This window comes from Stutzerimonas stutzeri (genome assembly GCF_013522825.1).
GTDB lineage: Bacteria > Pseudomonadota > Gammaproteobacteria > Pseudomonadales > Pseudomonadaceae > Stutzerimonas > Stutzerimonas stutzeri_AK.
Window position 1 is genome coordinate 153,557 of record NZ_JAAMQZ010000003.1, and the last position, 24,851, is coordinate 178,407.

The window sequence follows — 24,851 nt, forward strand, 5'->3', positions numbered from 1 at the left end:
CCTTCATGTCCCGCTATCCCCTGCCACCACTCGATGATGCCTCAGCCCTTCGGCAGCATCTGCATATGCCGCACCTGAGGTATCTGGATGTCTCGGCCACGAACGCACTGGGCCAGGCGCTGCAACGCTGGCCGCTGCTGGCAGAGACGGAAAGCACCCACGCACTGGATGCCGCGTTGCGCACGCCATCCCTCGACCGTGAGGATACGGTCGCCCAGGCTCAGCGGGCATGAACCGTATTGCATTGCGAGGGCTGTGCGGAGGCGTCGGCACGACTGCAGTGCTGTGCGGTCTTGCCCTGGCCTTGCACGAACAGGGGGAACGGGTACTGCTGATCGACTGCAGCCCTGATGACCTCGCTCGTTTGCATTTCGGCGACGATCTGGCCAACGAATCAGGATGGGGTCGTGCTCAGCTCGACGGCACGTTCTGGAACGACGCACTGCAAGTGCAGCCAGGTCTCCACGTGTTGCCTTACGGTCGTCTCGCACCAGCGGAAACGCGCCAGATCACACAGCTGCTGGAACAGCAGCCGGCCTATTGGCATGCGCGTTTTGAACAGCTCCAGCCGTTCCATGACTGGGTGCTGTTCGATTTGCCGCCCCGAAGTACCAATCCGCCTCTTGCAGAGGTCGAAGACGGTCGTGCCGATCTGCTGATCGACCTGATCACGCCTGCACCAGGCTGCCACGCACTGTTGCACAGGCACTTCGATAGGCAGGCGAACCTGCTGCTGATCAACCGCTTCAATCCGGCCAGTCAGTTGCAGCGTGATCTGGTGCTCCTGTGGCGCACGGCATACAGCCCAAACCAGGCGCCGCAGATCATCCACGAGGACGAGGCCGTCGCCGAAGCCATGGCACACAAACTGCCCGTGGGGCTTTACGCCCCGAAAAGTCAGGCGGCCAGCGACCTTCGCAACCTGGCGTTATGGTGCCTTGCACGCAAGGCAGGGCGTGGACATGCGTAGTCTGTTCGCCTACTACCACCATCTTCGTTTCACGCGCGGCGCGGGTCGCCTTGCGTCTATTCAATGGACGCTGGGTTACCTGCTGGCGGCCCTGCTGCTGCGCCTGGAAAGCCCGGCCTGGCAGGCCGTGCTCAGCGAAAGGCAGCGCTTGTATCCGCACCTTGCCGGGAAGGCGCCTTCCGCTGGCGACCCGTTGCGTCTGCTGCTGCAGACGTTCTGGCTGCTGCTGGTACGCCCGGCCCGCCCGCGCGAAGCGGTGAGCAGGCGCCTGACGTTCCGAAAGCTGCGCTGGCCCAGCCTGCTTCGAGAGGCGCTACGCCACGGCAGACGGCTGGCAAGGCCCCTGACGCCAAGACCGGCCCTCTGGTCGAAGCCAGGCGAGCTGACGAATCGCATGCTCGACACGCTTTCACCGCTATGCAGACGTGCACTTCAGGTCACCGTGGCGGCTATCGCCATGCTGCTCGCACTGCTGTGCGTGACCGAACCGTTCAGCTACGGTGCCCAGGTGGTGTTCGTGCTCCTGCTCTGGGGGCTGGCCCTGATCGTGCGGCGCGTGCCCGGACGTTTTGCCGTCCTCATGCTGATCGTGCTGTCGACGATCATTTCCTGCCGTTACCTCTGGTGGCGCTACAGCGCCACACTGAAATGGGACTCGCCTTTCGATCTCACCTGCGGGGTCATCCTGCTGGTCGCAGAAACCTATTCCTGGCTCGTTCTGATACTCGGCTACGTACAGACCTGCTGGCCGCTGAACCGCCAGCCGGCTCCCCTGCCCGAATCGCCACAGCAATGGCCCAGCGTCGATTTGCTCATCCCGACCTACAACGAGGATCTTTCGGTCGTCCGCACCACCGTACTCGCCGCACTGGGGCTGGACTGGCCATCGGATCGGCTGCGCATTCACCTGTGCGATGACGGTCGCCGCGAAGAATTCAGGCAGTTCGCCGATGAGGTGGGTGTCGGCTACATCACCCGTCCGGACAACCTCCATGCCAAGGCCGGCAACCTCAATCACGCCCTTACGGTGACTTCGGGTGAACTGATTGCCATCTTCGATTGCGATCACATCCCGGTACGGTCGTTTCTCCAGGTCACAGCGGGCTGGTTCGTGCGCGATGAGAAGATGGCCCTCGTACAGACGCCTCATCATTTCTTTTCGCCAGACCCATTCGAGCGAAACCTTGGCTCGTTCCGCCACAAGCCCAACGAAGGAGAGCTGTTCTACGGCCTGGTGCAGAACGGCAACGACATGTGGAATGCGGCGTTCTTCTGCGGCTCATGCGCGATTCTGCGCCGATCGGCCATCGAGAGTATCGGTGGCTTTGCGGTAGAGACGGTCACAGAGGATGCGCATACCGCACTGCGTCTGCATCGCGCCGGCTGGAACTCTGCCTATCTCGGCACTCCGCAAGCCGCCGGCCTGGCAACCGAAAGCCTGTCCGCGCACATCGGCCAGCGCATCCGCTGGGCGCGCGGCATGGCGCAGATCTTCCGTACCGACAACCCACTGCTGGGCAGGGGACTGACAATCTTTCAGCGCCTGTGCTACGCCAACGCGATGCTGCACTTCCTCGTCGGCCTGCCGCGGCTGATCTACCTAACCGCCCCGCTGGCCTTTCTTCTGCTGCACGCATACATCATCTATGCACCGGCGCTGCTGATCGTCCTGTACGTGCTGCCGCACATGATCCATGCCAGCCTGACCAACGCCCGGCTGCAGGGCAAGCACCGGCACTCGTTCTGGGGCGAGGTCTACGAGACGGTTCTGGCGTGGTATATCGCCCGCCCGACCACGGTGGCCCTGTTCAACCCCGGCAAAGGCAAATTCAACGTAACCGCCAAGGGCGGCCTGATGGACGAAAACCAGTTCGACTGGCACATCGCCCGGCCCTATCTGCTGCTGGCGATTCTCAATATCCTCGGGCTGGGCTTCGCCGCCTGGCGGATTATCTACGGCCCTGCTGCAGAGATCGCCACGGTGCTCGTCAGCACGGTCTGGGTCCTCTACAACCTGCTGATCATCGGTACCGCGGTAGCCGTGGCGGCGGAAGTACGGCAGGTACGCCGTTCGCACCGGGTACTGGCGAAGCTCCCCGCCTCGATCCGCCTTCCCGGCGGTCACGTTCACCCCTGCATATTGAGCGACTTTTCCGACTGTGGCGCAGGGCTCGAACTGTCGATGCCGCTACGGGTTTCACCGAACGATCAGCTGCAGTTGCTGCTACGCAGGGGAAAACGCGAATTCGCCTTTCCCGCACAGGTAACGCGACTGTCCGGCATGCACCTCGGCCTTCGCCTCGACGGTCTGGACCTGACCCAGCAAGTCGACTTCGTGCAATGCACCTTCGCCCGTGCGGATGTCTGGCTGAATCGTCACGACCAGTTCGAGGCCGACCGTCCGCTGCACAGTTTCATCGAGGTGCTGCGCCTGGGTGGCCGCGGTTATTACCGGCTGTTCGAATACCTTCCCGCCGGCCTCGACAAACCACTCCGCCCCCTTTTCCGGCTAGCTGCGTGGCTGATCAGCTTCTGCCCGCGCACCCCGGCCCCTCGTCCCCTGGAGAACAGAACATGAAGCTTCGATTGGCACCCTTGCTGATGCTGTGCTCGATGCTCCTCGCGCCAGGCCAGACCATGTCCGCACCAGAAGAGGTAGCAGACCTGACAGTCGCCGTGCCGCCACCGTCCTGGGAAACCAGCCGGAGCTTTTCCGACCTGGGGCGCCCCCAGGACCAGCTGTTGCTCGGTATCCGCAACGCCGAGCAGGTGGAATTCCAGTTGCGCCGCGACCGGATAGCCACCGATGCGCGCCTCCTGCTCGATTACACCCCTTCGCCGGCATTGCTGCCGGTACTGTCACATCTGCGTATCTATCTGAACGATGAGCTGATGCGCACCCTGTCCATCACCGAGGATCAGCTCGGCCAGCGGGTACGTCAGACTGTCAGCCTGGACCCTCTTCTGCTCGGCGATTTCAACCGCGTCAGGGTCGAATTCGTCGGTCACTACACCGATATCTGCGAGGACCCGGCGCATAGCGGGCTCTGGCTCAATCTCGGTCGCCAGAGCCGTATCGTGCTGCAGGAGCAGGCGCTGGACATCGCCAGCGACCTTGCCTGGTTTCCACTGCCCTTCTTCGACCAGCGCGATAGCAGCCCGCTGCGCCTGCCGATCCTCTTCGCCGATGCTCCACCACCCGACACGCTGCGTGCAGCAGGCATCCTGGCCTCGTACTTCGGCGCACGCGCCGCTTGGCGGGGCGCCAGCTTCCCCGTGCACTACGGCGAGTTGCCCGAGGCCATCGAACGCCCGCAGCCTGCCGTCGTGTTCGCCACCAATGACCATCGTCCTCCACTGCTGCGCGAGCACCCGGCAGTGAACGGCCCGGTCGTCGAGCTGATCGACCATCCTGCCGACCGCTATACCAAGCTGCTGCTGGTCATGGGCCGGAACGAGGCCGATCTCGTCCAGGCGGCATCGGCACTGGCCCTCGACCAGGGGCAGCTGCGTGGCAGGCGGGTGACGATCGAGCAGGTCGAGGCCGCGCCGCGCCAGCCCTACGACGCACCGAACTGGATTCGCACCGATCGACCGGTGCTGTTCTCCGAGCTGATCGAGTACCCACAGCAGCTTCAGGCGAGCGGCCTGCAGCCCTATCCGATCTCCCTGGATATCAACCTGCCGCCGGACCTGTTCGTCTGGCGCAACCAGGGCATTCCGCTGGCGACGCGCTATCGCTATACACCCCCTGCAGCGCCCGATGAGTCGCGCTTGAACGTGACGGTCAACGACCAGTACATCAGCAGCATCGCGTTGAAGGCCAGCGACAGCCGCAGCAACGTGGAGAAGCTGCGGCTGTCGGTGCTCTCCTCGGATACTTCGACCGAGAGCGAAGAACTGCTGGTGCCGGCGCTGAAGATGGGGATGCGCAACAAGGTCCGCTTCGAGTTCAACTTCGCCAGCAAGCTCGGCAATGCCCAGCGCGATCATTGCCAGACCTATCTGCCGACCAACGTCCAGGCGGCGATCGACGAAAGCTCATCCATCGATCTGTCCGGCTACCACCACTACATGGCCATGCCGGATCTGAAAGCCTTCGTGCGCAGCGGTTTCCCGTTCAGCCGCATGGCCGACCTTTCCGAGACCCTTGTACTGGTACCGGAGCGAGCGAGTGCATCCGAAGCCGGCACCTTGCTCGATACGCTCGGCCTGATCGGTGCCCAGGTTGGCTACCCGGCACTGGGCGTGCGGATAACCGACGACTGGAGCGATGCCCGCGCCGCAGACGCCGACCTGCTGCTGATCGGCCCGCTGCCCGACTCGCTACGCACCGCCAAGAATCTGCCCATCCTGCTCGAAGCCCCACGCAGCTGGCTCACGCAAGAAGCACCACGTCGCGGCGACAGCAGCGGCACGACGTCCCTTGCAATGCGCGCCAACGCTCCGCTGGCCGCCGTGCTCGGTCTGCAGTCTCCGTTCCATGAACAGCGCAGCCTTGTCGCGCTGTTGGCCAATACTCACGACGATTACCACCTGCTGCGTGAGGCACTGGGTGACGTCGGCAAGCAACAGGCTTTCGCAGGCTCCGTGGCGCTCATCCGTGACAGCGGGGTCAGCAGTCACGCCGTCGGCGAGCCCTACTATGTCGGCGCCCTGCCCTGGTGGCTCCTGCTCTGGTTCCACCTGTCCGAGCATCCGGTGCTGCTGGCCTTTCTCGCCACGCTAAGCATCGTGCTGCTGGCCCTCGTCCTGTGGCGCACGCTGCGCTGGGCTGCCGCCCGACGCCTCTCGGACGGACAGTGAAGCCCTCACGATGAACAGACTGCCCATGCTGTTGCTGCTGCTCTCGTCGGTCTGCTGGGGACAGACCGACGGCCCTCGCGATGGCGCGCAACAAGTGGCCTGGCTGCTCGCACAGACCCGAGCCGGCGAAGCACTCAACCGCGATGATCTGATCGACGATGCCCTGACCCGTCTGCGCCTGGTCGCCCCCGAACACCCGCGCACACTGCTGGCCGAGATGCGTCTTGCGCTACGCCAGCAGGACTTCGTTCGTGTCCGGAGCCTGCATGACAGGTTCCGGTCGGCCAAGCATGACAGCGCATTGGACGTCGAAAAGCAGGCCCGCCTGCTGCTGGTGCTGGCGAACGAACAGACCCAGCAGAGCCTGCAGCAGGCTCGACTGGCCGCCATGGCGGGCCGCCCCGAAGAAGCCTATGCCGGGATGACAGCCATCTTTGGCGACGCACCCCCGACGCTGGAGCTGGCCGTGGAGTACTGGCGTCTGCGCAGTGCCCGTCCGGGGCAGCAAGCGCAGGCCATCACCGCGCTGCGCGAACTGGACGCGCATTACCCCGGAAATCCCCCGGTACGCCAGCTGCTCGCCAACCTGCTGTTCGATGCCGGACAGGATGAAGCCGCACTGGCGCTATTGGCCGTGCTCGGACGCAACCCTACGGCAACGGACGCGGCCGCTCAGCGTGAGTTCGAGTATCTCGCCGCGCAACCGATCAGCGACAGGACGCTCGCAGGCTGGCAGAGCTTTCTTGATCGCTATGCCGGCGGTCGTTTCGCAGACGAAGCCCGACAACACCTCGAACGTGGCCGCACACTCATCGCCGACCCTTTCTGGCGGGCCGGCCAGCGCGGCCTGGAACTCGTTTCGCGCGGTGATGACGAGGCGGCGGAGGTTCAACTGAGGCAGGCCCTCAGGCGCCATCCCCAGGAGCCGGAATTTCTCGGCGGCCTGGGCCGAGCCCTGATGCGACCCGGCCACCGACCGCAAGCCATCCGGTATTTCGAGCGAGCCAAGGCCAACGAGGACGACATCGACAATCTGACCAAGTGGAACGACCTGATCGAGGCGACACGCTACTGGCTGACACTGGAGCAGGCCGACCTGGCCCTTGGGCAGAACAATCACGCCAAGGCCAAGACGCTCTATACCGCTGCCTTGCGTAGACGCCCGGACAGCCTGTTCGCGCGCGCCGGCCTGGCCCGCGTCGCCGAAGACGAGGGCCGGCTCGAACAGGCCGAGCAGGATTACCTGAGTATCCTGGCACTCGAACGCGACAACGGCAGCGCCATACGCGGGCTGGTCAGGATCTACCAGGCCCAGTCGACGGACCGGGCCCTGGCGTTCATCGAGTCACTCGCGCCAGCGCAGCGCCGGGCATTCGCCTCCCTGCGCAACGACCTGCTGCTTGAGCGCTACAAGAGCATCGCCGATCGCGCTCTGCAGGCTCAGGATGCAGCCATCGCCAGCGAAGCCCTGAAACAGGCCAGAACACTGGCGCCGGACGATCCCTGGCTCGCCTATCGACTGGCCAACGTGCTGCACGAACAGGGTCGGACAGGTCAGGCCGACGCGGTCTTCGCCGACCTCCTTCGGCGCCAGGCCGATGACCCGACGTCCCGCTATGCCCACGGTCTGTATCTGGCCGCCGCAGAAAGGGACGTCGCCGCGCTGGCGACGCTGCGTGCCGTTCCAGAGTCGCAATGGAGCGAGGACATGCAGGCGCTCGCCACCCGCGTACAGCGGCGCCAGCTGCTGGCGCGTGCCGAAAAGCTGCGCGAAACAGGTCGCGAGCATGCTGCCATCGAGATTATCGAAACGGCGCTACGCGACAATGGCGGCCCGCCGGAAGATTTCGTCATGCTGGCCAACTGGGCCGAGGCGCGGGGGGAGATCGGCAAGGCGCTCGACTACCTGCAGCAGGCATTGGCAATCGATGGGACACATGCCGGGGCGCGCCTGTCCAGAATCGAAGCGCTCGTGACTGCAGGGCGTATCCCGGAAGCCCGCGAGGCTCTTGAGCGGATGCCGCCCGATCTGGTCCCGGAAGACTTCAACGGCCAGCGCCGACTGGCAAACAGCTGGGCCGCTGTCGGCGAAACCGAAAAGGCCCGCACGCTGCTAACGGAACTCGAACGGCAACAGCGCGCTCCCGATCCTCTGCTGCGTCGCGACACCGCCCGCCTTCTGCGCGCCATGAATCCACGGCAGGCCATCGGGCTCTACCGGCAGGCCATGGTCGATGCCGAGCTGCTGGATGCGGACGCCCACAGTTCGGCAATGACGCAGGCCTCACGTGCTGATGCAGAAGACGACTGGCTTGTGCGTAGTCTGCGCAGCGACCTGGCCGATCTCTATCAGGCGCAGAACACCACCCTGACGCTGCAGCACCACTTCGGCTGGCGCAACGATGATGGCACCCCTGGCATCTCGGAACTGCAAACCAACACGACCCTCCTGCATCTGGAATGGCCTGCCGCTGGTCAGCGCCGATTCCTGCGTGCCGAACGTATCGACCTCGATGCCGGTACGCTCGATGCCGATCCCAACTTCGGCAGCTGCCGGGAAACAGCCCTCTGTGGCGGCAAAACCCAGCAGGCGGACGCCATGATGCTGGCAGGCGGCGTCCAGACAGAGCGGATGGCAGTCGACGCCGGCTTCAGTCAGGGCTTCGAGATCGACAATGTCTTTGCAGGCGTGACCGGCAGCGGCGGTCTGGGTCAGCTGGGCTGGTCGCTCACCGCATCCCGACGCCCAATGAGCAATTCGCTCCTGTCCTACGGCGGCAGCCTCGATCCCGGCACGGGGGTCCGCTGGGGCGCGGTCACCGCCAACGGCGCCAGCCTCGGCCTGAGCTGGGACGAGGGCGGCGCGCATGGTGTCTGGGCCAATCTGGGCCATCACTGGCTGCGGGGCGAGAAGGTTGCGGACAATCGCCGGCTGACCGCCATGACCGGCTATTACTACAAATGGCTCGACCGTATCGATCAGCGACTGAGGTCCGGCCTGAGCTTCATCCACTTCGCCTATGAGCGCGAGCTCAGCGGCCATACGCTGGGACAGGGCGGCTACTGGAGTCCGCAGCAGTACAACTCGATCGGCCTGCCGGTGAGCTACGCCTGGCGCAATCCCGACTGGTCCGTTCTGCTTGAAGGCGGCGTCAGTTGGTCGGTATCGAGTACCGATGACAGTCGGCGCTATCCGCTCGATAGCCTGAACGGCAGATTCGCCGAGGTGATCGGCCCTCAGGCCGCGGCTGAAGAAATAGCCGGATCGACCAGCCGTGGGGTCAGCTACCGGCTCCAGGGCATGTTCGAGCGCCGCCTGACCGACCATTTCGTGCTTGGCGGTGCCCTGAACTGGGTGTACAGCGACGATTACGCGCCGAGCAACGCATTGCTCTTCGTTCGCTACAACTTCGCCCCATGGCGAGGCGACCTGTCCTGGCCCGTCGAGCCTCTGCAGCCCTACGCCGCATTCCGCTGAGCCTTTGCTAGCCGATTCGAAACCGCCGTGCGGCGACCGCAGGTATACTGCCGCCCTTTTCTGGCCGGCCGGCCGTCATTCCGCCCGCAGGACATCACATGGACAGCATCAATTCCCGCATCGCCAACGAACTGGGCGTGCGCCCGCAACAGGTAGCCGCCGCCGTGGCGCTGCTCGACGAAGGCTCCACCGTGCCCTTTATCGCCCGTTACCGCAAGGAAGTGACCGGCAGCCTCGACGACACCCAGTTGCGCAATCTGGAAGAGCGCCTGCGCTACCTGCGCGAGCTGGACGAGCGTCGCGCCTCGATCCTCGCCAGCATCGATGAGCAGGGCAAGCTGACCCCCGAACTGGCCCGCGAGATCAACCTGGCCGACACCAAGACCCGTCTCGAAGACCTTTACCTGCCGTACAAGCAGAAGCGCCGCACCAAGGGCCAGATCGCCCTGGAAGCGGGCCTCGGCGAGCTGGCCGATGCGCTGTTCAGCAATCCGGAACTGAGCCCCGAAAGCGAAGCCGAACGCTTTATCGATACCGAGAAAGGCTTCGCCGACACCAAGGCCGTGCTCGAAGGCGCCAAGTACATTCTCATGGAGCGCTTCGCCGAGGATGCCGACCTGCTGGCCAAGCTGCGCGACTTCCTCAAGCACAACGCCACCCTCAGCGCCCGCGTGGTGCCGGGCAAGGAAGCTGAAGGCGCCAAGTTCAGCGACTATTTCGAGCATGACGAAGTGCTGAAGAACACCCCCTCGCACCGCGCCCTGGCGATATTCCGCGGGCGCAACGAAGGCGTGCTCAGCGTCAGCCTCAAGGTCGGCGACGAAACGCCGGGCGTCGCTACGCCAGGCGCCATGCATCCGGGCGAAGCGATGATCGGCGAGCGCTTCGGCATCGACAATCGCGGTCGCGCCGCCGACAAGTGGCTGGCCGAAGTGGTGCGCTGGACCTGGAAGGTCAAGCTCTACACCCATCTGGAAACCGACCTGCTCGGCGAGCTGCGCGACAAGGCCGAAGACGATGCCATCGGCGTGTTCGCCCGCAACATGCACGACCTGTTGCTGGCTGCACCCGCCGGCCCGCGCGCGACCCTGGGCCTCGATCCCGGCCTGCGCACCGGCTGCAAGGTGGCAGTGGTCGATGCCACCGGCAAGCTGCTGGATACCGCCACCGTCTATCCGCACGCGCCGCGCAATGACTGGGACGGCACTCTCGCTGCACTGGCCAAACTCTGCGCCAAGCATGGCGTGGACCTGATCGCCATCGGCAACGGCACCGCCAGCCGCGAGACCGACAAGCTGGCCGGCGAGCTGATCAAGAAAGTACCGGGCCTGAAGCTGACCAAGGTGATGGTCTCCGAAGCCGGCGCCTCGGTGTATTCGGCGTCGGAGCTGGCGGCAAAGGAATTTCCCGATCTGGACGTTTCGATCCGTGGCGCGGTGTCCATCGCCCGCCGTCTGCAGGACCCGCTGGCCGAGCTGGTGAAGATCGAGCCCAAGGCCATCGGCGTCGGCCAGTACCAGCATGACGTGTCGCAGCTGAAGCTGGCGCGCTCGCTGGATGCGGTGGTCGAGGATTGCGTGAACGCCGTCGGCGTCGACGTCAACACCGCCTCCGCCGCCCTGCTGGCGCGTATCTCCGGCCTCAACGGCACCCTGGCGCAGAACATCGTCGCCTACCGCGACGCCAACGGCGCGTTCAAGTCCCGCAGCGAACTGAAGAAGGTGCCGCGCCTGGGTGAGAAGACCTTCGAGCAGGCCGCCGGCTTCCTCCGCGTGATGAATGGCGACAACCCGCTGGATGCCTCCGCCGTGCACCCGGAGACCTATCCACTGGTCAAGCGCATCGCCGCCGACACCGGTCGCGACATCCGTTCGCTGATCGGCGACTCGGCCTTTCTCAAGCGCCTCGACCCCAAGCAGTTCACCGACGAGAACTTCGGCGTGGTGACCATCGGCGACATCCTCCAGGAGCTGGAAAAGCCGGGCCGCGACCCGCGCCCCGAGTTCAAGACCGCCGAGTTCCAGGAGGGCGTCGAGAAGCTCAGCGACCTCACGCCCGGCATGGTGCTCGAAGGCGTGGTGACCAACGTGACCAACTTCGGTGCCTTCGTCGACATCGGCGTGCATCAGGATGGTCTGGTACACATCAGTGCGCTGTCGGAAAAGTTCGTCAAGGACCCCTACGAGGTGGTCAAGGCCGGTGATATCGTCAAGGTCAAGGTCATGGAGGTGGACATCCCGCGCCAGCGCGTCGGCCTGTCCATGCGCATGAGCGACACCCCCGGCGAGAAGACCGAAGGCCCCCGTGGCGGCAAGCCGCGCGGCAACGCACCGCGCAGCGAGCGCCACGCGCCGCAGGAAAAGCCAGCCCCGGCGAACAATGCCATGGCGGCGCTGTTCGCCAATGCCAAGAACCTGAGGAAGTAGCATGAGCATTCAAGCCGAGGCGGTGGGTAACTCCAGCGCCTTCGGGCGCCTGCTCGGCCTGAAGATCCACAAGGTCGGGAACGGCGAGGCGCTACTGGGCCTGAGCATGCACGACGGCCTGCGCAACCTGCACGGCAAGCTGCACGGCGGCGCGCTGTTCTCGCTGATCGACACCGCCATGGGCCAGGCCAGCCACAGCCTCAACGGCGGCCTGCCGAACAGCGTGACCCTGGAATGCAAGGTCAACTACATCCGCCCGGTGACCGAAGGCGAACTGCAGTGCCGGGCCTGGGTGGTGCACGCCGGGCGGCGTACCCAGGTCCTCGAAGCCGAGGTTCATCAAGACGAGAAGCTGGTGGCCAAGGCACAATCGACCTTCGCCTGCCTCTGAAGGAGCAGCTACAAGCCACAGGCTAGAAGAGAAAGCCGGCGTGCTTATTCTTGACGCTGCGGCTTGAAGCTTGCCGCTCGCCACCCCATATTGGCCTCACTTTCGCGTGAAGGAATCCACAAGTTGAGCGACCTCCTCTCCCATCGCCTGGCATTGCTGGCCGAGCCCCCGAACCTTTCGCTGCTCTCGCAATGCCTGCATGGGATCGAGCGCGAATGCCTGCGCATCGACGGCCACGGCAAGCTGGCCCTGACGCCACACCCGCAGGCACTGGGCTCGGCACTGACCCACCCGAAGATCACCACCGATTATTCCGAAGCGCTGCTGGAGTTCATCACCGGCACCGAAACCGACCCGCAACAGACGCTGACCGAACTGGATACGATCCATCGCTACACCTACAGCAAGCTGGGCGATGAGTATCTCTGGAGCCCCTCAATGCCGGGCCAGCTACCCGAAGAGGCACAGATTCCCATCGCCGAATACGGCAGCTCCAATATCGGTCGGCTCAAGTACGTCTACCGTCAGGGGCTGGCGCTGCGCTACGGCAAGACCATGCAGTGCATCGCCGGCATCCACTACAACTTCTCGCTGCCCGAGGCGCTGTGGCTCCTGCTGCAGGCTGAAGATGGCGACGAGCGCAGCCGCCAGGACTACCAGTCCTCGCGCTATATCGCGCTGATCCGCAACTTCCGCCGCTACAGCTGGCTGCTGATGTACCTGTTCGGCGCTTCCCCGGCGCTGGATGCGAGCTTCATGCGCGGGCGCGGGCACCAGCTCGAACAGCTGGATGAAGACACCCTCTACCTGCCCTGGGCCACCAGCCTGCGCATGAGCGACCTGGGCTACCAGAGCAACGCCCAGGCCGGCCTGACGCCCTGCTACGACAACCTGTCCAGCTACACCGACAGCCTGCACAAGGCGGTTTCGACGCCCTACCCGGCCTACGCCGCGATGGGCACCAAGGACGCCGAGGGCAACTGGCTGCAGCTCAACACCAATGTGCTGCAGATCGAGAACGAGTACTACTCCAACATCCGCCCCAAACGCGTCACCGAAAGCGGCGAGCGGCCACTGCAGGCGTTGCGCGCGCGTGGCATCCAGTACATCGAAGTACGCTGCCTGGACATCAACCCCTTCCTGCCGCTGGGCATCGACCTCGACGAGTCGCGCTTCCTCGATGCCTTCCTGCTGTTCTGCGCGCTGGAAGACAGCCCCTGCCTGGCCGCCGGCGAATGCGGCGCCAGCAGCGACAACTTCCTCAAGGTGGTCAACGAAGGACGCAAGCCGGGCCTCGAACTGCGCCGCTGCGGCGAGCAGGTCGGCCTGCAGGCCTGGGCGCAGGAGCTGCTGGACGAAATCGGCCAGGTCGCCGCACTGCTGGACCAGAGCCAGGGCGGCGAACAGCATGCGCGGGCGCTTGCCGCACAGCAGGCGAAGGTCGCCGACAGCAGCCTTACCCCATCGGCGCAGGTACTCGACGCGCTGAAACGCAGCGGCGAAAGCTTCAGCCAGTTCGCCCTGCGCCAGACTCAGGCCCATGCCGAGTACTTCCGCAGCCAGCCTCTGAGCGCTACCGAGCAGGCCGCATTCGAAACCGCCGCGCAACGTTCCCACGACGAACAGGCCGCGCTGGAAGCCCAACAGGAATCGGATTTCGACCAGTTCGTCGCGGCCTATCAGGCAAGCCTGTTGGCCATCGGCATCTGAGCGCGGTAGTGCGTAGGGCCGAACTTGTTCGGCCATGGCCCACATCGGCCGAATAAATTCGGCCCTACGGCCTCCACCGCTTGGGATCGCAGCTACGCCGCTGTCACGCTTCTCGCTTTTACTTCCAGCTTCCAGCTTCAGGCTTCCAGCTGCTTTTTACAGCTTCTTCTCGAACACCTTCGACTGGCGCTGGAAGTTGTACAGCGAGGCCCGTGCCGCCGGCAGGCGTTCGACGCCGCTGGGCTCGAAACCGCGTTCGCGGAACCAGTGGGCGGTGCGGGTGGTGAGCACGAAGAGGGTTTTCAGGCCCAGCTTGCGCGCGCGCGCCTCGATGCGTTCGAGCAGCTCGTCGCCGCGACCGCCATGGCGATATTCCGGGTTGACCGCCAGGCAGGCCAGTTCGCCCCAGTCCGAATCGGGAATGGGATAGAGCGCGGCGCAGGCGATGATCAGGCCGTCGCGCTCGACGATGCTGAACTGCTCCACCTCGCGCTCCAGCACGTCCCGTGAACGCCGTACCAGGATGCCCTGTTCCTCCAGTGGGGTGATCAGGTCGATCAGCCCACCCACATCCTCAATCGTTGCCTCGCGCAGCTGCTCGAACTGCTCCTGCGCCACCAGTGTGCCCGCGCCATCACGGGTGAACAGCTCGTTGAGCAGCGCGCCGTCATCGGCATAACTGACCAGGTGGCTGCGCCGCACGCCGCCACGACAGGCCTGCGCGGCAGCGTCCAGCAGTTCGGCCTGGTAATCGCTGCCCAACCGCGCCACGTGGGCGGGAATCTGCGGCGGACGCAGTTCGCGTACCAGACGACCGGCTTCGTCCAGCAAACCACGCTCGGCGCCGTAGAGCACCAGTTTGTCGGCCTGCAGATCGATGGCCGCGCGGGTAGCGACGTCTTCGCAGGCCAGGTTGAAAATTTCCCCGGTGGGCGAGTAGCCCAGTGGCGAGAGCAGCACGATGGTGCGTTCGTCCAGCAGACGGCCAATGCCCTTACGGTCGATACGCCGCACCTCGCCGGTGTGCTGGTAATCGACCCCCTCGACCACACCGATAGGCCGTGCGGTGACGAAATTGCCGCTGGCCACGCGCAGCCGCGCGCCCTGCATCGGCGAGGCGGCCATGTCCATCGACAGGCGTGCTTCGAGGGCGATACGCATATACCCGACCGCATCGATTACGCATTCCAGCGCGGCGGAATCAGTGATGCGCAGGCCCTGATGGACGCGCGGCTCGATGCCACGCGCAGCCAGTCGCGCCTCGATCTGCGGACGCGAGCCGAACGCCAGCACCAGGCGCACGCCGAGGCTGTGCAGCAGCACCAGGTCGTGAACGATATTGGCGAAGTTGGGGTGCTCCAGGCCATCGCCCGGCAGCATGACCACGAAGGTCCGCTCACGGTGCGAGTTGATGTAGGGCGAGGAGTCGCGAAGCCAGGTGACGTAGTCGTGCATGTTGCAGAAGCCTTCAGGTGACAGCTTGAGGTCCGGTAGCCGGGTCGGGAGAGCAGGCATGGAGCAGATTCGATTGGCGAAATCTGCTCCTATCCTCGGCTGGCCGGCTGCAGGCAGTAGTGATCGATCATGGCGCGCAGCAGCCTCACGGTAGGTTCGATCCTGTCGAGATCCAGGTATTCGTCCGGCTGGTGGGCGCAGGCGATGTCACCGGGACCGAGCACCAGCGTCTCGCAGCCGAGTTGCTGAAGATAAGGCGCTTCGGTGGCGAACGCCACTGCTTCGGCCTGATGGCCGGTCAGGCGTTCGGCAAGGGTGACCAGCTCACCGCCCGCCGCCTGCTCGAAGGGCGGCACGCTGGGAAACAGCGGCGCCAGCTCGATCGTCACCTGATGCTGCTCGGCCAGCGGTTGCAGACGCTGGCGCATGGCTGCGCGCAGTTGCTCGGGGTCCATGCCGGGCAGCGGGCGCAGGTCGAACTCCAGCGCGCACTGGCCGCAGATGCGGTTGGGGTTGTCGCCGCCATGGATGCAGCCGAGGTTGAGCGTCGGCTGCGGCACGTCGAACAGCGGATTGTCGTACTCCTGCTGCCATTGCCGACGCAGTGTCAGCAGCTCGCCCATCACCGCGTGCATGGCCTCAAGCGCGCTATGGCCGTAGGCCGGGTTGGAGGAATGGCCGCTCTGCCCCTGAATACTGATGCCTTCCATCATGATGCCCTTGTGCAGCCGCACGGGGCGCAAGCCGGTGGGCTCGCCGATCACCGCGGCACGGCCCAGCGGCCTGCCTGCCTCGGCCAGCGCGCGGGCACCGGACATGGAGCTTTCCTCGTCGCAGGTGGCGAGAATCAGCAGCGGCTGTTTGAAAGGCTGATCGAGCAGCGGCAAGACCGCTTCGATGACCAGCGCGAAGAAGCCCTTCATGTCGCAACTGCCGAGGCCATACCAACGGTCGTCGTCTTCGCGCAAGCGCAGCGGGTCGGACGTCCACAACCCGGCATCGAAGGGCACGGTGTCACTGTGCCCGGCCAGCACCAACCCACCGGGGCCACTGCCACGGCTGGCCAGCAGGTTGAACTTGCCGGGCGCCACTTCCTGGGTTTCGCAGGCAAACCCGAGCTCGCCCAGCCAGGCGGCGAGCCGTTCGATCACCGGACGGTTGCTCTGGTCCCAATGCGCCTGGGTACAGCTGACCGAGGGCGCGGCAATGAGTTCGGCGAAACGCTGCTTGAGCGGGGGAAGGGCCACCAGCTACCTCCGTGATTCATCGGGCAATGCCGGCAGTGAAACACGAATCGGCCCGCAATGGAGCCTCACAAGCAAAACGCCCCGTCGACTGGACGGGGCGCTGTGGTACGGGCCTGGCCGCTATCAGACGAAGATGGCCTGGAAAATCAGGAAGAAGACGATCGACAGGCCCGCGCCGACCGGCAGCGTGACCAGCCAGGAGGTGAAGATCTTGCCGATCACCCCCAGGTTCAGTGCGCCGATGCCACGCGCGATACCGATGCCCAGTACCGCACCGACCAGGGTATGGGTGGTGGAGATCGGCAGCCCCATGGCCGATGCGGTCACGACCGTGGTGGCCGTGGCCAGCTCGGCGGCGAAGCCGCGGCTCGGGGTCAGCTCGGTGATTTCACGACCGATGGTGGCGATCACCTTGTAGCCATAAGTGGCCAGGCCGATCACGATACCGACCGCCCCCAGCAACAGTACCCAGCCCGGTACGGCGGACTTGGCGCCAATGGTCATGTCGCCACCGGCCTGGATCGCGCCCACCACCGCTGCCAGCGGACCGACGGCATTGGCCACGTCGTTGGCACCGTGGGCGAAGGCCATGGCGCAGGCAGTGAAGATCATCAGCACGGCGAAGACCTTTTCCACGCTGGCGAAATGGAATGCCCGATCGGCTTCCTCGTCCACCTTGATCCGGCTCAGCAAGGCCATGCCGAGCAGCGCCACCAGCACGCCCATCGCCACCGAGAGCAGCAGGCTCTGCGAGGTGGCCAGGTCGATGCCGACATGCTTGAGGCCCTTGGTGAAGGTCATGAGCGAAACCATGAAGCCGGTCAGGAACATGTATACCGGCACGAAACGCTTGGCGTTCTGGAACGGATTGTCGGTATTGATGATCAGCGCCTGCACGCTCATGAACAGGCCGAAGGCGATCACCCCGGACATGAAGGGCGTCACCACCCAGCTGGCGACGATCGGCCCGATGGCCCCCCAATGCACCGCATCGACCGAGATGCCCACCGCCGCGAAACCGATTACCGCGCCCACGATGGAATGGGTGGTGGAGACCGGCCAGCCCCGCAGCGAAGCGATGAACAGCCAGGTGCCGGCCGCCAGCAGCGAGGACATCATGCCCAGAATGAAGAGATCCGGCGGGATCAGCTCGGCATCGACGATGCCATTCTTGATGGTCTCAGTGACCTGTCCGCCGGCCAGATAGGCGCCGCAGAACTCGAAGACCATGGCGATCAGGATCGCCTGCTTGATGGTCAGCGCACGCGAACCCACCGAGGTGCCCATGGCATTGGCCACGTCGTTGGCACCGACGCCCCAGGCCATGAAAAAACCGAACGCGCAGGCGAGAATAAGGAGTACGAGGCCGTAATCCGTAACAAGAGACATAAAGATTTACCTGTTGAACCCAGAAAAGACGCTGGCGCTCAACGCGCCAGCAGTTGTTCCAGACGGTTACCGACACGCTCGGCGCGGTCGGCCACGTCACCGATCCATTCGATGATCTTGTAGAGGAACATGACGTCTACCGGTGGCAATTCCTTTTCCAGCTTGAACAGCGCACGGCGAACCGTGATCTGCATGCGGTCGGTTTCGCGCTCGATCTCTTCGAGCTCCTCGACCATGCTCTCCACCAGCGTGGCCTCGCGACCGCTGAAGCCGGTTTCGAGCAGCGAATCCAGTTCCTTGAGCGCCTTGAGTGCCTGGCAGCTGGCGTCGACGCTGCGCTGGACGAAGGCCAGCATCTGCGGCTGCAGCGGCACAGGAACAGTCATGCAGCGGCCCAGCATCAGGCCGGCAATGTCCTTGGCGCGGTTGGCGATCTTGTCCTGTACACTCAGCAGCTCCAGCAGATCGGAGCGCGGCACCGGCAGGAACAGGCTCTTGGGCAGGTGCTGGCGAACATTCTTCTTGAGCTTGTCAGCCTCGCTTTCCAGCTGGGCCATCTCTTTCTGGATCTGCTCGACCCGCTCCCAATCTTCTGCCGTGATCGCCTGAAACAACGGCACCAGGTTGGCGGCACATTCATGGGATTTGGCCATATGTTGCTGCATGGGGCCGATTGGCGAACGTCCGAACAGGCTGACGAATGGATTGATTGGCATAGGGAATACCCCGGCTTCAGAAGGCGGCAAGTATACGGACAGGCCATCGCGCCTGCTACCGTATGCCATCAAGCGGTAATACAAACTTGGTATAGGCACCGGTCGGCATCATGCAGAAAGAAACCGAAATCAAACTGCGCGCCAGTCGCGAAACCCTCGCGGCCTTGCGCGACCACCCGCTGCTGAAGAAACGCAACAAGAGCGGCTGGCAGCGCCACGAACTGTTCAATCAGTACTACGACACGCCCGAGCACGAATTGGCTCAGGCGAAAGTCGCGCTGCGCCTGCGGCGTGACGGCGAGCAATTCATCCAGACGCTGAAAAGTCGCGGCCAGAGCGTGGCCGGCCTGTCCGAGCGCAACGAGTGGGACTGGTACCTGGACAAGGCCAAGCTGGACCCGAAGAAACTCACCGACGATTGCTGGCCGGCGGCACTCGCCGGACTGGACAAGAAAACCCTCAAGCCGATCTTCACCACCGATTTCGTTCGCGAGAAGGCCGAGATCGCCTGGGGTCGTGGCAAGGCCAAGGTCGTCATCGAAGCCGCGCTGGACCTGGGCAAGGTCGTGGTCGGCAAGCACAGTGAGGAAATCTGCGAGCTGGAACTGGAGCTGCGCCAGGGCGAGCCCGAAGCGCTGCTGGAACTGGCCGCCGAACTGGCCGCCGAACTGGCGCTGATGCCCTGCGACATCAGCAAGGCCGAGCGCGGCTATCGCCTGCACGATGCCGACAGCTATTCGCTGAGCCTGCCGACACCAACACTTGATGCCACCATGCCGCTGGACGACGCCTTCGCCGCGCTGGCCTGGCACCTGTTGGGCAACAGCCAACGGCTGGCCGAGCAGTACCGCTTCAAGGGCCACTGGAAACTGCTCGACCAGTGGCTGCAGCAACTGGTTGACCTGCGCGCCCTGCTCGGCAGCCTCGGCCAGGCCGCGCCGCGCGCCAGCAGCCGGGAACTGCGCGAACTGCTCGATGCACTGATCGACGACTGGCGCCCACGCATCGAAGCCGGCCAGGACGACGAAGCGATCCGCCAGAGCGCACCCGACGAATTCGCCACCGAACTGGATCAGCCACGCTGGGGCCTGTTCTCGCTGAAGGCCTCGCTCTGGCTATGGCAACGCGGCTGGACCATCGGGCGCAACACGCGCGGCGAGCGCCAGGGTGCCGCCGAACTGGGCAAGTGGCTGCCACGCCAATTGGGTGAAGAGGCGCTGGCATTGCAGCTGCTGCGCTACCAGCAACAACCGGAAGACCTCGCCGAGCAGCGACCGCGCATGGAGCGCCTGCTGGTCTGGCTGCGCCTGGCGCGCAACGTGCTGGAAGTGCCGGAGACCGACCGCCTGTATGGCGAGCTGGTCAAGCTTTACGAACTGGCGCAGCAGCCGTTGAGCGACGAAATACTCGATGCCCGCATCGAACAGGCCCGTACTGTGTGGACGCTCAAGGCCTGGAAGATGCTGACCAAGTAAGCTTTCAAGGCTGGAATTGTAGGGCCGGACTTGTTCGGCCTTTTACCAATCCGTAGCCGAATAAATTCGGCCCTACAGTGCCCGTCTCAAGCGCTTTTATCGGTCTTTCCCAGGAGCCTTCATGCCCGCGTTCGCCCCGTCCGTTGCCGACCGTTTCCTCGACCTCAACGACCTGTTGCGCGATCTGGTGGCCCAGGGCCGACTCCTGCAGGAAACCGCCGAGCAGTGCCTGGCCCTGCGCCGCAGCACGGCGGCCAGCCAGCAGCATCCGCTGGAATTCCTCGCCGCGCAGCAGCTCGACGACCTGGCGCGACCCGGCAAGAAGCTCGACCTGGAAACCCTCACCCTCTGGCTCGCCGAACAGGCCGGGCAGCCCTACCTGCGCATCGACCCGCTGAAGATCAACGTCGCGGCCATCACCCCGCTGATGTCCTACGCCTTCGCCCAACGCCACAAGATCCTCGCCGTGGCGGTGGACAGCTCGGCGGTGACCATCGCCAGCGCCCAGCCCTTCGTGAAGAGCTGGGAAGCCAACCTGACCCACGTGCTCAAGCGCCCGATCAGGCGCGTGGTGGCCAACCCGGTGGAATTGCAGCGCTTCACCGTGGAGTTCTACCGGCTGGCCAAGTCGGTCAGCGGCGCCACCGCCACGGACCAGAAGGTCAGTGGCACCGGCAACTTCGAGCAACTGCTCAACCTCGGCGCCAGCGACCAGGAGCCGGACGCCAACGACTCGCACATCGTCAACATCGTCGACTGGCTGTTCCAGTACGCCTTCGACCAGCGCGCCAGCGACATCCACATCGAGCCGCGCCGCGAACAGGGCACGGTGCGCTTTCGCATCGATGGCGTGCTGCACAACGTCTATCAGTTCCCGCCGCAGGTGACCATGGCGGTGGTCAGCCGGTTGAAGAGCCTGGGTCGGATGAACGTCGCCGAGAAACGCAAGCCGCAGGACGGCCGGGTCAAGACCAAGACGCCGGATGGCGGCGAGGTGGAGCTGCGCCTGTCGACGCTGCCGACCGCCTTCGGCGAGAAGATGGTGATGCGCATCTTCGACCCGGAAGTACTGCTCAAGGGTTTCGACCAGCTGGGCTTTTCCGCCGAGGACCTGCGCCGCTGGCAGAGCATGACCCGCCAGCCCAACGGCATCATCCTGGTCACCGGCCCGACCGGCTCGGGCAAGACCACCACGCTCTACACCACGCTCAAGCAGCTGGCCACGCCAGAGGTGAACGTCTGCACCATCGAGGACCCGATCGAGATGATCGAGGGTGCCTTCAACCAGATGCAGGTGCAGCACAACATCGACCTGAGCTTCGCCAGCGGCGTGCGCGCGCTGATGCGCCAGGACCCGGACATCATCATGGTCGGCGAGATCCGCGACCTGGAAACCGCCGAGATGGCGATCCAGGCGGCGCTGACCGGACACCTGGTGCTCTCCACCCTGCACACCAACGACGCGCCCAGCGCCATCACCCGCCTGCTCGAACTGGGCGTACCGCACTACCTGCTCAAGGCGACGCTGCTCGGCGTCATGGCCCAGCGCCTGGTGCGCACGCTCTGCCCGCACTGCAAGGCGCCGGTGCAGCTGGATGCCGATGACTGGCAGACGCTGACCAAGCCCTGGAATGCGCCGCTGCCGACCCACGCACAGCAGGCGGTGGGCTGCATCGAATGCCGCGACACCGGCTATCGCGGGCGCGCCGGGGTCTACGAGATCATGCTGCTCAACGACGGCATCAAGCCGCTGATCAGCGCCGATACCGACCTCATCGCCCTGCGCCGCCAGGCCTTCAAGGACGGCATGCACAGCCTGCGCCTGTCCGGCGCGCAGAAGATCGCGGCGGGGCTGACCACGCTGGAGGAAGTGCTGCGGGTGACGCCGCAGAGCGAGCAGAAATAGAGCAGCTGCAAGCTGCAAGCTGCAAGCTGCAAGCTGCAAGCTGCAAGCGAGCGTAGGGTGGATGTCGCTTTTTACATCCACCATGACTCCGCTCGTCGGGTCGGAGAAGCGTGACCCGACCTACAGCTGGAGGCTGGAGGCTGGAGGCTGGAGGCTGGAGGCTGGACAGAATCGCTCCGGACAATGCCGGTCAAGCCTTTTCGTCCAGCTTTCCAGCTTCAAGCGCTCTTATCGGCTTTTACAGCTTTTATCCCTGCCGCGCCGCCAGTATCCCCGCCACGCGCGCTGGCTCGCAATTGAGGTAGGCCGAGGACTGCAGCCAGTCCTGATCGGGATACCAGGAGAACATGAACTGGCCGCCCTTGAGGCTATCGACCACCATCCGCGCCACTTCCGGGCGCACTGCCGGGCAACCCTGGCTGCGACCGATGCGGCCCTGAGTGGCGATCCAGGCAGGGTTTACGTAGTCCGCCGGGTGGATGACGATAGCCCGTTCGCGGGCCAGGTCGTTCACGCCGGGTTCGAGCCCGTCCATGCGCAGTGAATAGCCGTGCTTGCCGCTGTAGCTCTCAGCCGTACGGAACAGACCGATGCTCGACTGGTGACTGCCGAGGACATTGGAAAAGCGCGTGGCGTGGTTTTCACCGGATTTCTGCCCATGGGCGACGAATTCTTCGAGCAACAATCGCTTGCGTTGGAGGTCGAAGATCCACAGCCGCCGCTCAGAGGACGGCAGTGAGAAATCAATCACCGCCAGCCGTTGCGCAGGGCTGGCGCCGTTGTTTACGGCACACTGCATGGCCGCTACGGCATGGGTCAGGACCCGTGTGTCCAGAGCGGGCGCTACTCGCGACAGATCATCCAGCAGCGGCTGATAGGAAGGAGCGGCCCAGGCCAGCGGTGCCGACACCAGCAAACCGGCGGCAAGGCACAGGCGCCGAAGCATGACCATCATGTGCTTGATACCTCATCCGGCGCCAATGCTGCGGTTTCCCGCCTGGCCGGCGCCTATAATCGCCATCTAATAGCGAAACAAGTCAGACATGGGCAAAAAACCACCTCTGACAGAACATGTTGTAGTGACCTGAGTGGGCCTGGTTTTCCCAGTGCCGCAGCCGGTTCAGCGGCGAAGTCTAGCAGTCGACGGGTTAGCCTGGAGTGAAGCCTTGTACAAAAAACATGCATTTCGTCTATTCGCTCCGCTTTTGCTCACGCCCCTGCTGGCGTGCGCCGAAGCGGGCAGCGAGTCGCCCGGCTCCATGCACGACGCGCTGCAGATGCTTCCCCAGGCCTGCGGCAAACCGCTGGCCAATATCGATCAGCAGGCGCACGAGCGACTGTCTGCGCTGTATGGCCGCACGCAGTTCGAGCGCTTATGGACCACCTATGCGCAACTCGACGAATTGCTGGTCCAACTCGAGGCGCTGGTCGACGACGGCCTGGAACCTGCGACCTATCACCCCGAGGCCATTCGCCAGGCGATGCAGACCGCAACCGCCGAGCCGTTGCAGCGCGAGTGCGGCGACCTGCTCGCCAGCCACGGCTATCTTCTGGCGCTGCAGCATCTGGCCCTGGGTCGTTTACCCCAGGCGCGCCACGAGCCGATCTGGCGCAGCCCCGATTCCCCTGCACGAAGACAGCACGACGAGCACCTGCTGCAGATCGCGGCGCAGGCGCTGCCAACGCCCCGGCTGGCCTTCGACAAGGCGCGCCCGTCGCTGGAACAGTACCGCAACCTGCGCAAGGCCTATGCACAGCTACGCAGCGCCGAACAACCCGAGCACCCGCCTATCCCGTCCGGCAAGGCCTTGCGCCCCGGCATGTCGGACCCGCGCCTGCCGCTGCTGCGTCAGCGCCTGAGCGACGACAGCTATCTACCGGCGGCTGCCTCCCCGGACGATACGGACAACCGTTACAACGCCTCCGACGAGGCGGCGCTCAAGGCTTTCCAGCGCCATCACGGCTTGCAGGATGACGGCGTTCTGGGCGCCGAAACCCTGGCCGCGCTGAATGTCACGCCGGAGGAGCGACTGGACCAGCTACGGGTGAATCTTGAGCGCTTTCGCTGGTTTTCACGTGATATAGAGCCCCAGTCGCTGCTGGTGGACATTGCAGGCGGACGGGTCGTCCACTTTCATCAGGGCCAGCCGTTGTGGGAAACCCGCGCCCAGGTCGGTCGCAGCAGCCGACAAACGCCGGCCATCAAATCCAGCGTTACCCGCCTTACGCTGAACCCGACCTGGACCATACCGCCGACCATTCTGCGCGAAGACATGCTGCCGAAGATTCGGGAAAACCCCGATTACCTCATCCAGCAGAACCTGCAGGCCCTCGATCACCAGGGCAATCCACTCGACCCGCAACTGATCGACTGGACCAACCCCGGCAATATTCTTCTGCGCCAGGCAGCCGGGCCGGGCAATCCGCTCGGACGGGTGGCGATCCGTTTTGCCAACCCCTACTCGATCTATCTGCACGACACACCGAGCCAGGGCCTGTTTGACCGTTCGCAGCGGGCCTTCAGCTCTGGCTGCGTCCGGGTCGAATCGGTGATGCAACTGATCGACCTGCTGCTGGCTGACAGCGAGTACGAGCGCTTCGAGCGGCTCCTTGAAACAGGCAAGACCTACGAACTTCGACTGACCAAACCCATGCCGATACTGCTTGCTTACTGGACTGCCGAAGCCGACAGTACCGGCCAGCCGCACTATCGCCCCGATATCTACCAGCATGACCGCAGCCTGCTTGCCGCACTGCGGGCCGCCGATCAAGCCAGCCAATGAACAGACCGGCGGCTCTGGCAGATTGCCCGTAGACCGAGGTCTACTTGTTACAAAGTCCAGCCCGAGTATCTTGCGCACCGGCGCAGGCATGCCTGGAGA

The 24,851-nt window shown here is 64.5% G+C and carries 16 protein-coding genes; 11 read left to right on the plus strand and 5 right to left on the minus strand.

From position 1 onward, the window contains the following. Positions 1–5: 5 nt before the first annotated feature. The 8 genes from bcsR (at position 6) to gshA (ending at position 13,781) form a co-directional block, all read left to right on the plus strand. Positions 6–233 carry a cellulose biosynthesis protein BcsR gene (gene bcsR, locus G7020_RS03610; RefSeq protein ID WP_181082570.1) on the plus strand — a complete coding sequence of 76 codons (228 nt, stop codon included), beginning with the start codon at positions 6–8 and terminating at the stop codon, positions 231–233. Continuing rightward, a complete protein-coding gene (gene bcsQ, locus G7020_RS03615; RefSeq protein ID WP_181082571.1) occupies positions 230–970 on the plus strand; it encodes a cellulose biosynthesis protein BcsQ in 741 nt (246 codons plus the stop codon). The genes bcsR and bcsQ overlap by 4 nt, the downstream gene beginning before the upstream one ends. Further along, a complete protein-coding gene (gene bcsA, locus G7020_RS03620) occupies positions 963–3,548 on the plus strand; it encodes a UDP-forming cellulose synthase catalytic subunit (RefSeq protein WP_181082572.1) in 2,586 nt (861 codons plus the stop codon). The genes bcsQ and bcsA overlap by 8 nt, the downstream gene beginning before the upstream one ends. Before the next feature lie 59 nt (positions 3,549–3,607). Then, positions 3,608–5,776: a cellulose biosynthesis cyclic di-GMP-binding regulatory protein BcsB gene (gene bcsB, locus G7020_RS03625; protein ID WP_258189240.1), complete on the plus strand. Its 2,169-nt coding sequence runs from the start codon at positions 3,608–3,610 to the stop codon at positions 5,774–5,776. Positions 5,777–5,786: 10 nt separating this feature from the next. Further along, complete coding sequence (bcsC, locus tag G7020_RS03630) at positions 5,787–9,254, plus strand: cellulose synthase complex outer membrane protein BcsC (protein WP_181082574.1); 3,468 nt, start codon at positions 5,787–5,789, stop codon at positions 9,252–9,254. 98 nt (positions 9,255–9,352) lie between these two features. Further along, the gene (locus G7020_RS03635; RefSeq protein WP_181082575.1) at positions 9,353–11,680 is read left to right on the plus strand and encodes a Tex family protein; all 2,328 of its coding nucleotides are present in this window, start codon (positions 9,353–9,355) and stop codon (positions 11,678–11,680) included. A gap of 1 nt (position 11,681) precedes the next feature. Beyond that, a complete protein-coding gene (locus G7020_RS03640) occupies positions 11,682–12,071 on the plus strand; it encodes a PaaI family thioesterase (protein WP_181082576.1) in 390 nt (129 codons plus the stop codon). Between the two features lie 123 nt (positions 12,072–12,194). Continuing rightward, the gene (gshA, locus tag G7020_RS03645; RefSeq protein ID WP_181082577.1) at positions 12,195–13,781 is read left to right on the plus strand and encodes a glutamate--cysteine ligase; all 1,587 of its coding nucleotides are present in this window, start codon (positions 12,195–12,197) and stop codon (positions 13,779–13,781) included. Between the two features lie 156 nt (positions 13,782–13,937). On the opposite strand, the gene argA is transcribed toward gshA, so the two are convergent. The 4 genes from argA to G7020_RS03665 all read right to left on the minus strand — a co-directional run bounded on the left by argA (position 13,938) and on the right by G7020_RS03665 (position 18,588). Then, positions 13,938–15,236, minus strand: a complete 1,299-nt coding sequence (argA, locus tag G7020_RS03650) for an amino-acid N-acetyltransferase (RefSeq protein WP_181082601.1) — start codon at positions 15,234–15,236, stop codon at positions 13,938–13,940. A gap of 89 nt (positions 15,237–15,325) precedes the next feature. Continuing rightward, a complete protein-coding gene (gene argE, locus G7020_RS03655; RefSeq protein WP_181082578.1) occupies positions 15,326–16,483 on the minus strand; it encodes an acetylornithine deacetylase in 1,158 nt (385 codons plus the stop codon). Between the two features lie 123 nt (positions 16,484–16,606). Beyond that, a complete protein-coding gene (locus G7020_RS03660; RefSeq protein ID WP_181082579.1) occupies positions 16,607–17,872 on the minus strand; it encodes an inorganic phosphate transporter in 1,266 nt (421 codons plus the stop codon). A gap of 38 nt (positions 17,873–17,910) precedes the next feature. Beyond that, positions 17,911–18,588 carry a TIGR00153 family protein gene (locus tag G7020_RS03665; protein ID WP_181082580.1) on the minus strand — a complete coding sequence of 226 codons (678 nt, stop codon included), beginning with the start codon at positions 18,586–18,588 and terminating at the stop codon, positions 17,911–17,913. Positions 18,589–18,698: 110 nt separating this feature from the next. On the opposite strand from G7020_RS03665, the gene G7020_RS03670 reads away from it, so the two are divergent. Together G7020_RS03670 and G7020_RS03675 are read left to right on the plus strand one after the other, a co-directional pair. Continuing rightward, positions 18,699–20,063, plus strand: coding sequence for an inorganic triphosphatase (locus tag G7020_RS03670; RefSeq protein WP_181082581.1), 1,365 nt, complete (start codon positions 18,699–18,701; stop codon positions 20,061–20,063). A 121-nt stretch (positions 20,064–20,184) separates the two neighbouring features. Beyond that, on the plus strand, positions 20,185–21,969 hold the full coding sequence (locus tag G7020_RS03675) for a GspE/PulE family protein (protein ID WP_181082582.1): 1,785 nt from the start codon (positions 20,185–20,187) through the stop codon (positions 21,967–21,969). Between the two features lie 247 nt (positions 21,970–22,216). On the opposite strand, the gene G7020_RS03680 is transcribed toward G7020_RS03675, so the two are convergent. Continuing rightward, positions 22,217–22,924 (minus strand): murein L,D-transpeptidase catalytic domain family protein, encoded by a 708-nt coding sequence (locus G7020_RS03680; RefSeq protein WP_181082583.1) that lies wholly within the window; start codon positions 22,922–22,924, stop codon positions 22,217–22,219. A 211-nt stretch (positions 22,925–23,135) separates the two neighbouring features. On the opposite strand from G7020_RS03680, the gene G7020_RS03685 reads away from it, so the two are divergent. Then, positions 23,136–24,752 carry a L,D-transpeptidase family protein gene (locus G7020_RS03685; RefSeq protein ID WP_181082584.1) on the plus strand — a complete coding sequence of 539 codons (1,617 nt, stop codon included), beginning with the start codon at positions 23,136–23,138 and terminating at the stop codon, positions 24,750–24,752. Positions 24,753–24,851 lie beyond the last annotated feature (99 nt).

What these genes read in the sequence shown, in the direction of transcription:
- bcsR (WP_181082570.1), top strand. Translation starts at nt 6, where the DNA reads ATGTCCCGCTATCCCCTGCCACCACTCGATGATGCCTCAGCCCTTCGG.
- bcsQ (WP_181082571.1), top strand. Translation starts at nt 230, where the DNA reads ATGAACCGTATTGCATTGCGAGGGCTGTGCGGAGGCGTCGGCACGACT.
- bcsA (WP_181082572.1), top strand. Translation starts at nt 963, where the DNA reads ATGCGTAGTCTGTTCGCCTACTACCACCATCTTCGTTTCACGCGCGGC.
- bcsB (WP_258189240.1), top strand. Translation starts at nt 3,608, where the DNA reads ATGTCCGCACCAGAAGAGGTAGCAGACCTGACAGTCGCCGTGCCGCCA.
- bcsC (WP_181082574.1), top strand. Translation starts at nt 5,787, where the DNA reads ATGAACAGACTGCCCATGCTGTTGCTGCTGCTCTCGTCGGTCTGCTGG.
- G7020_RS03635 (WP_181082575.1), top strand. Translation starts at nt 9,353, where the DNA reads ATGGACAGCATCAATTCCCGCATCGCCAACGAACTGGGCGTGCGCCCG.
- G7020_RS03640 (WP_181082576.1), top strand. Translation starts at nt 11,682, where the DNA reads ATGAGCATTCAAGCCGAGGCGGTGGGTAACTCCAGCGCCTTCGGGCGC.
- argA (WP_181082601.1), bottom strand. Translation starts at nt 15,236, where the DNA reads ATGCACGACTACGTCACCTGGCTTCGCGACTCCTCGCCCTACATCAAC.
- G7020_RS03660 (WP_181082579.1), bottom strand. Translation starts at nt 17,872, where the DNA reads ATGTCTCTTGTTACGGATTACGGCCTCGTACTCCTTATTCTCGCCTGC.
- G7020_RS03665 (WP_181082580.1), bottom strand. Translation starts at nt 18,588, where the DNA reads ATGCCAATCAATCCATTCGTCAGCCTGTTCGGACGTTCGCCAATCGGC.
- G7020_RS03670 (WP_181082581.1), top strand. Translation starts at nt 18,699, where the DNA reads ATGCAGAAAGAAACCGAAATCAAACTGCGCGCCAGTCGCGAAACCCTC.
- G7020_RS03675 (WP_181082582.1), top strand. Translation starts at nt 20,185, where the DNA reads ATGCCCGCGTTCGCCCCGTCCGTTGCCGACCGTTTCCTCGACCTCAAC.
- G7020_RS03680 (WP_181082583.1), bottom strand. Translation starts at nt 22,924, where the DNA reads ATGATGGTCATGCTTCGGCGCCTGTGCCTTGCCGCCGGTTTGCTGGTG.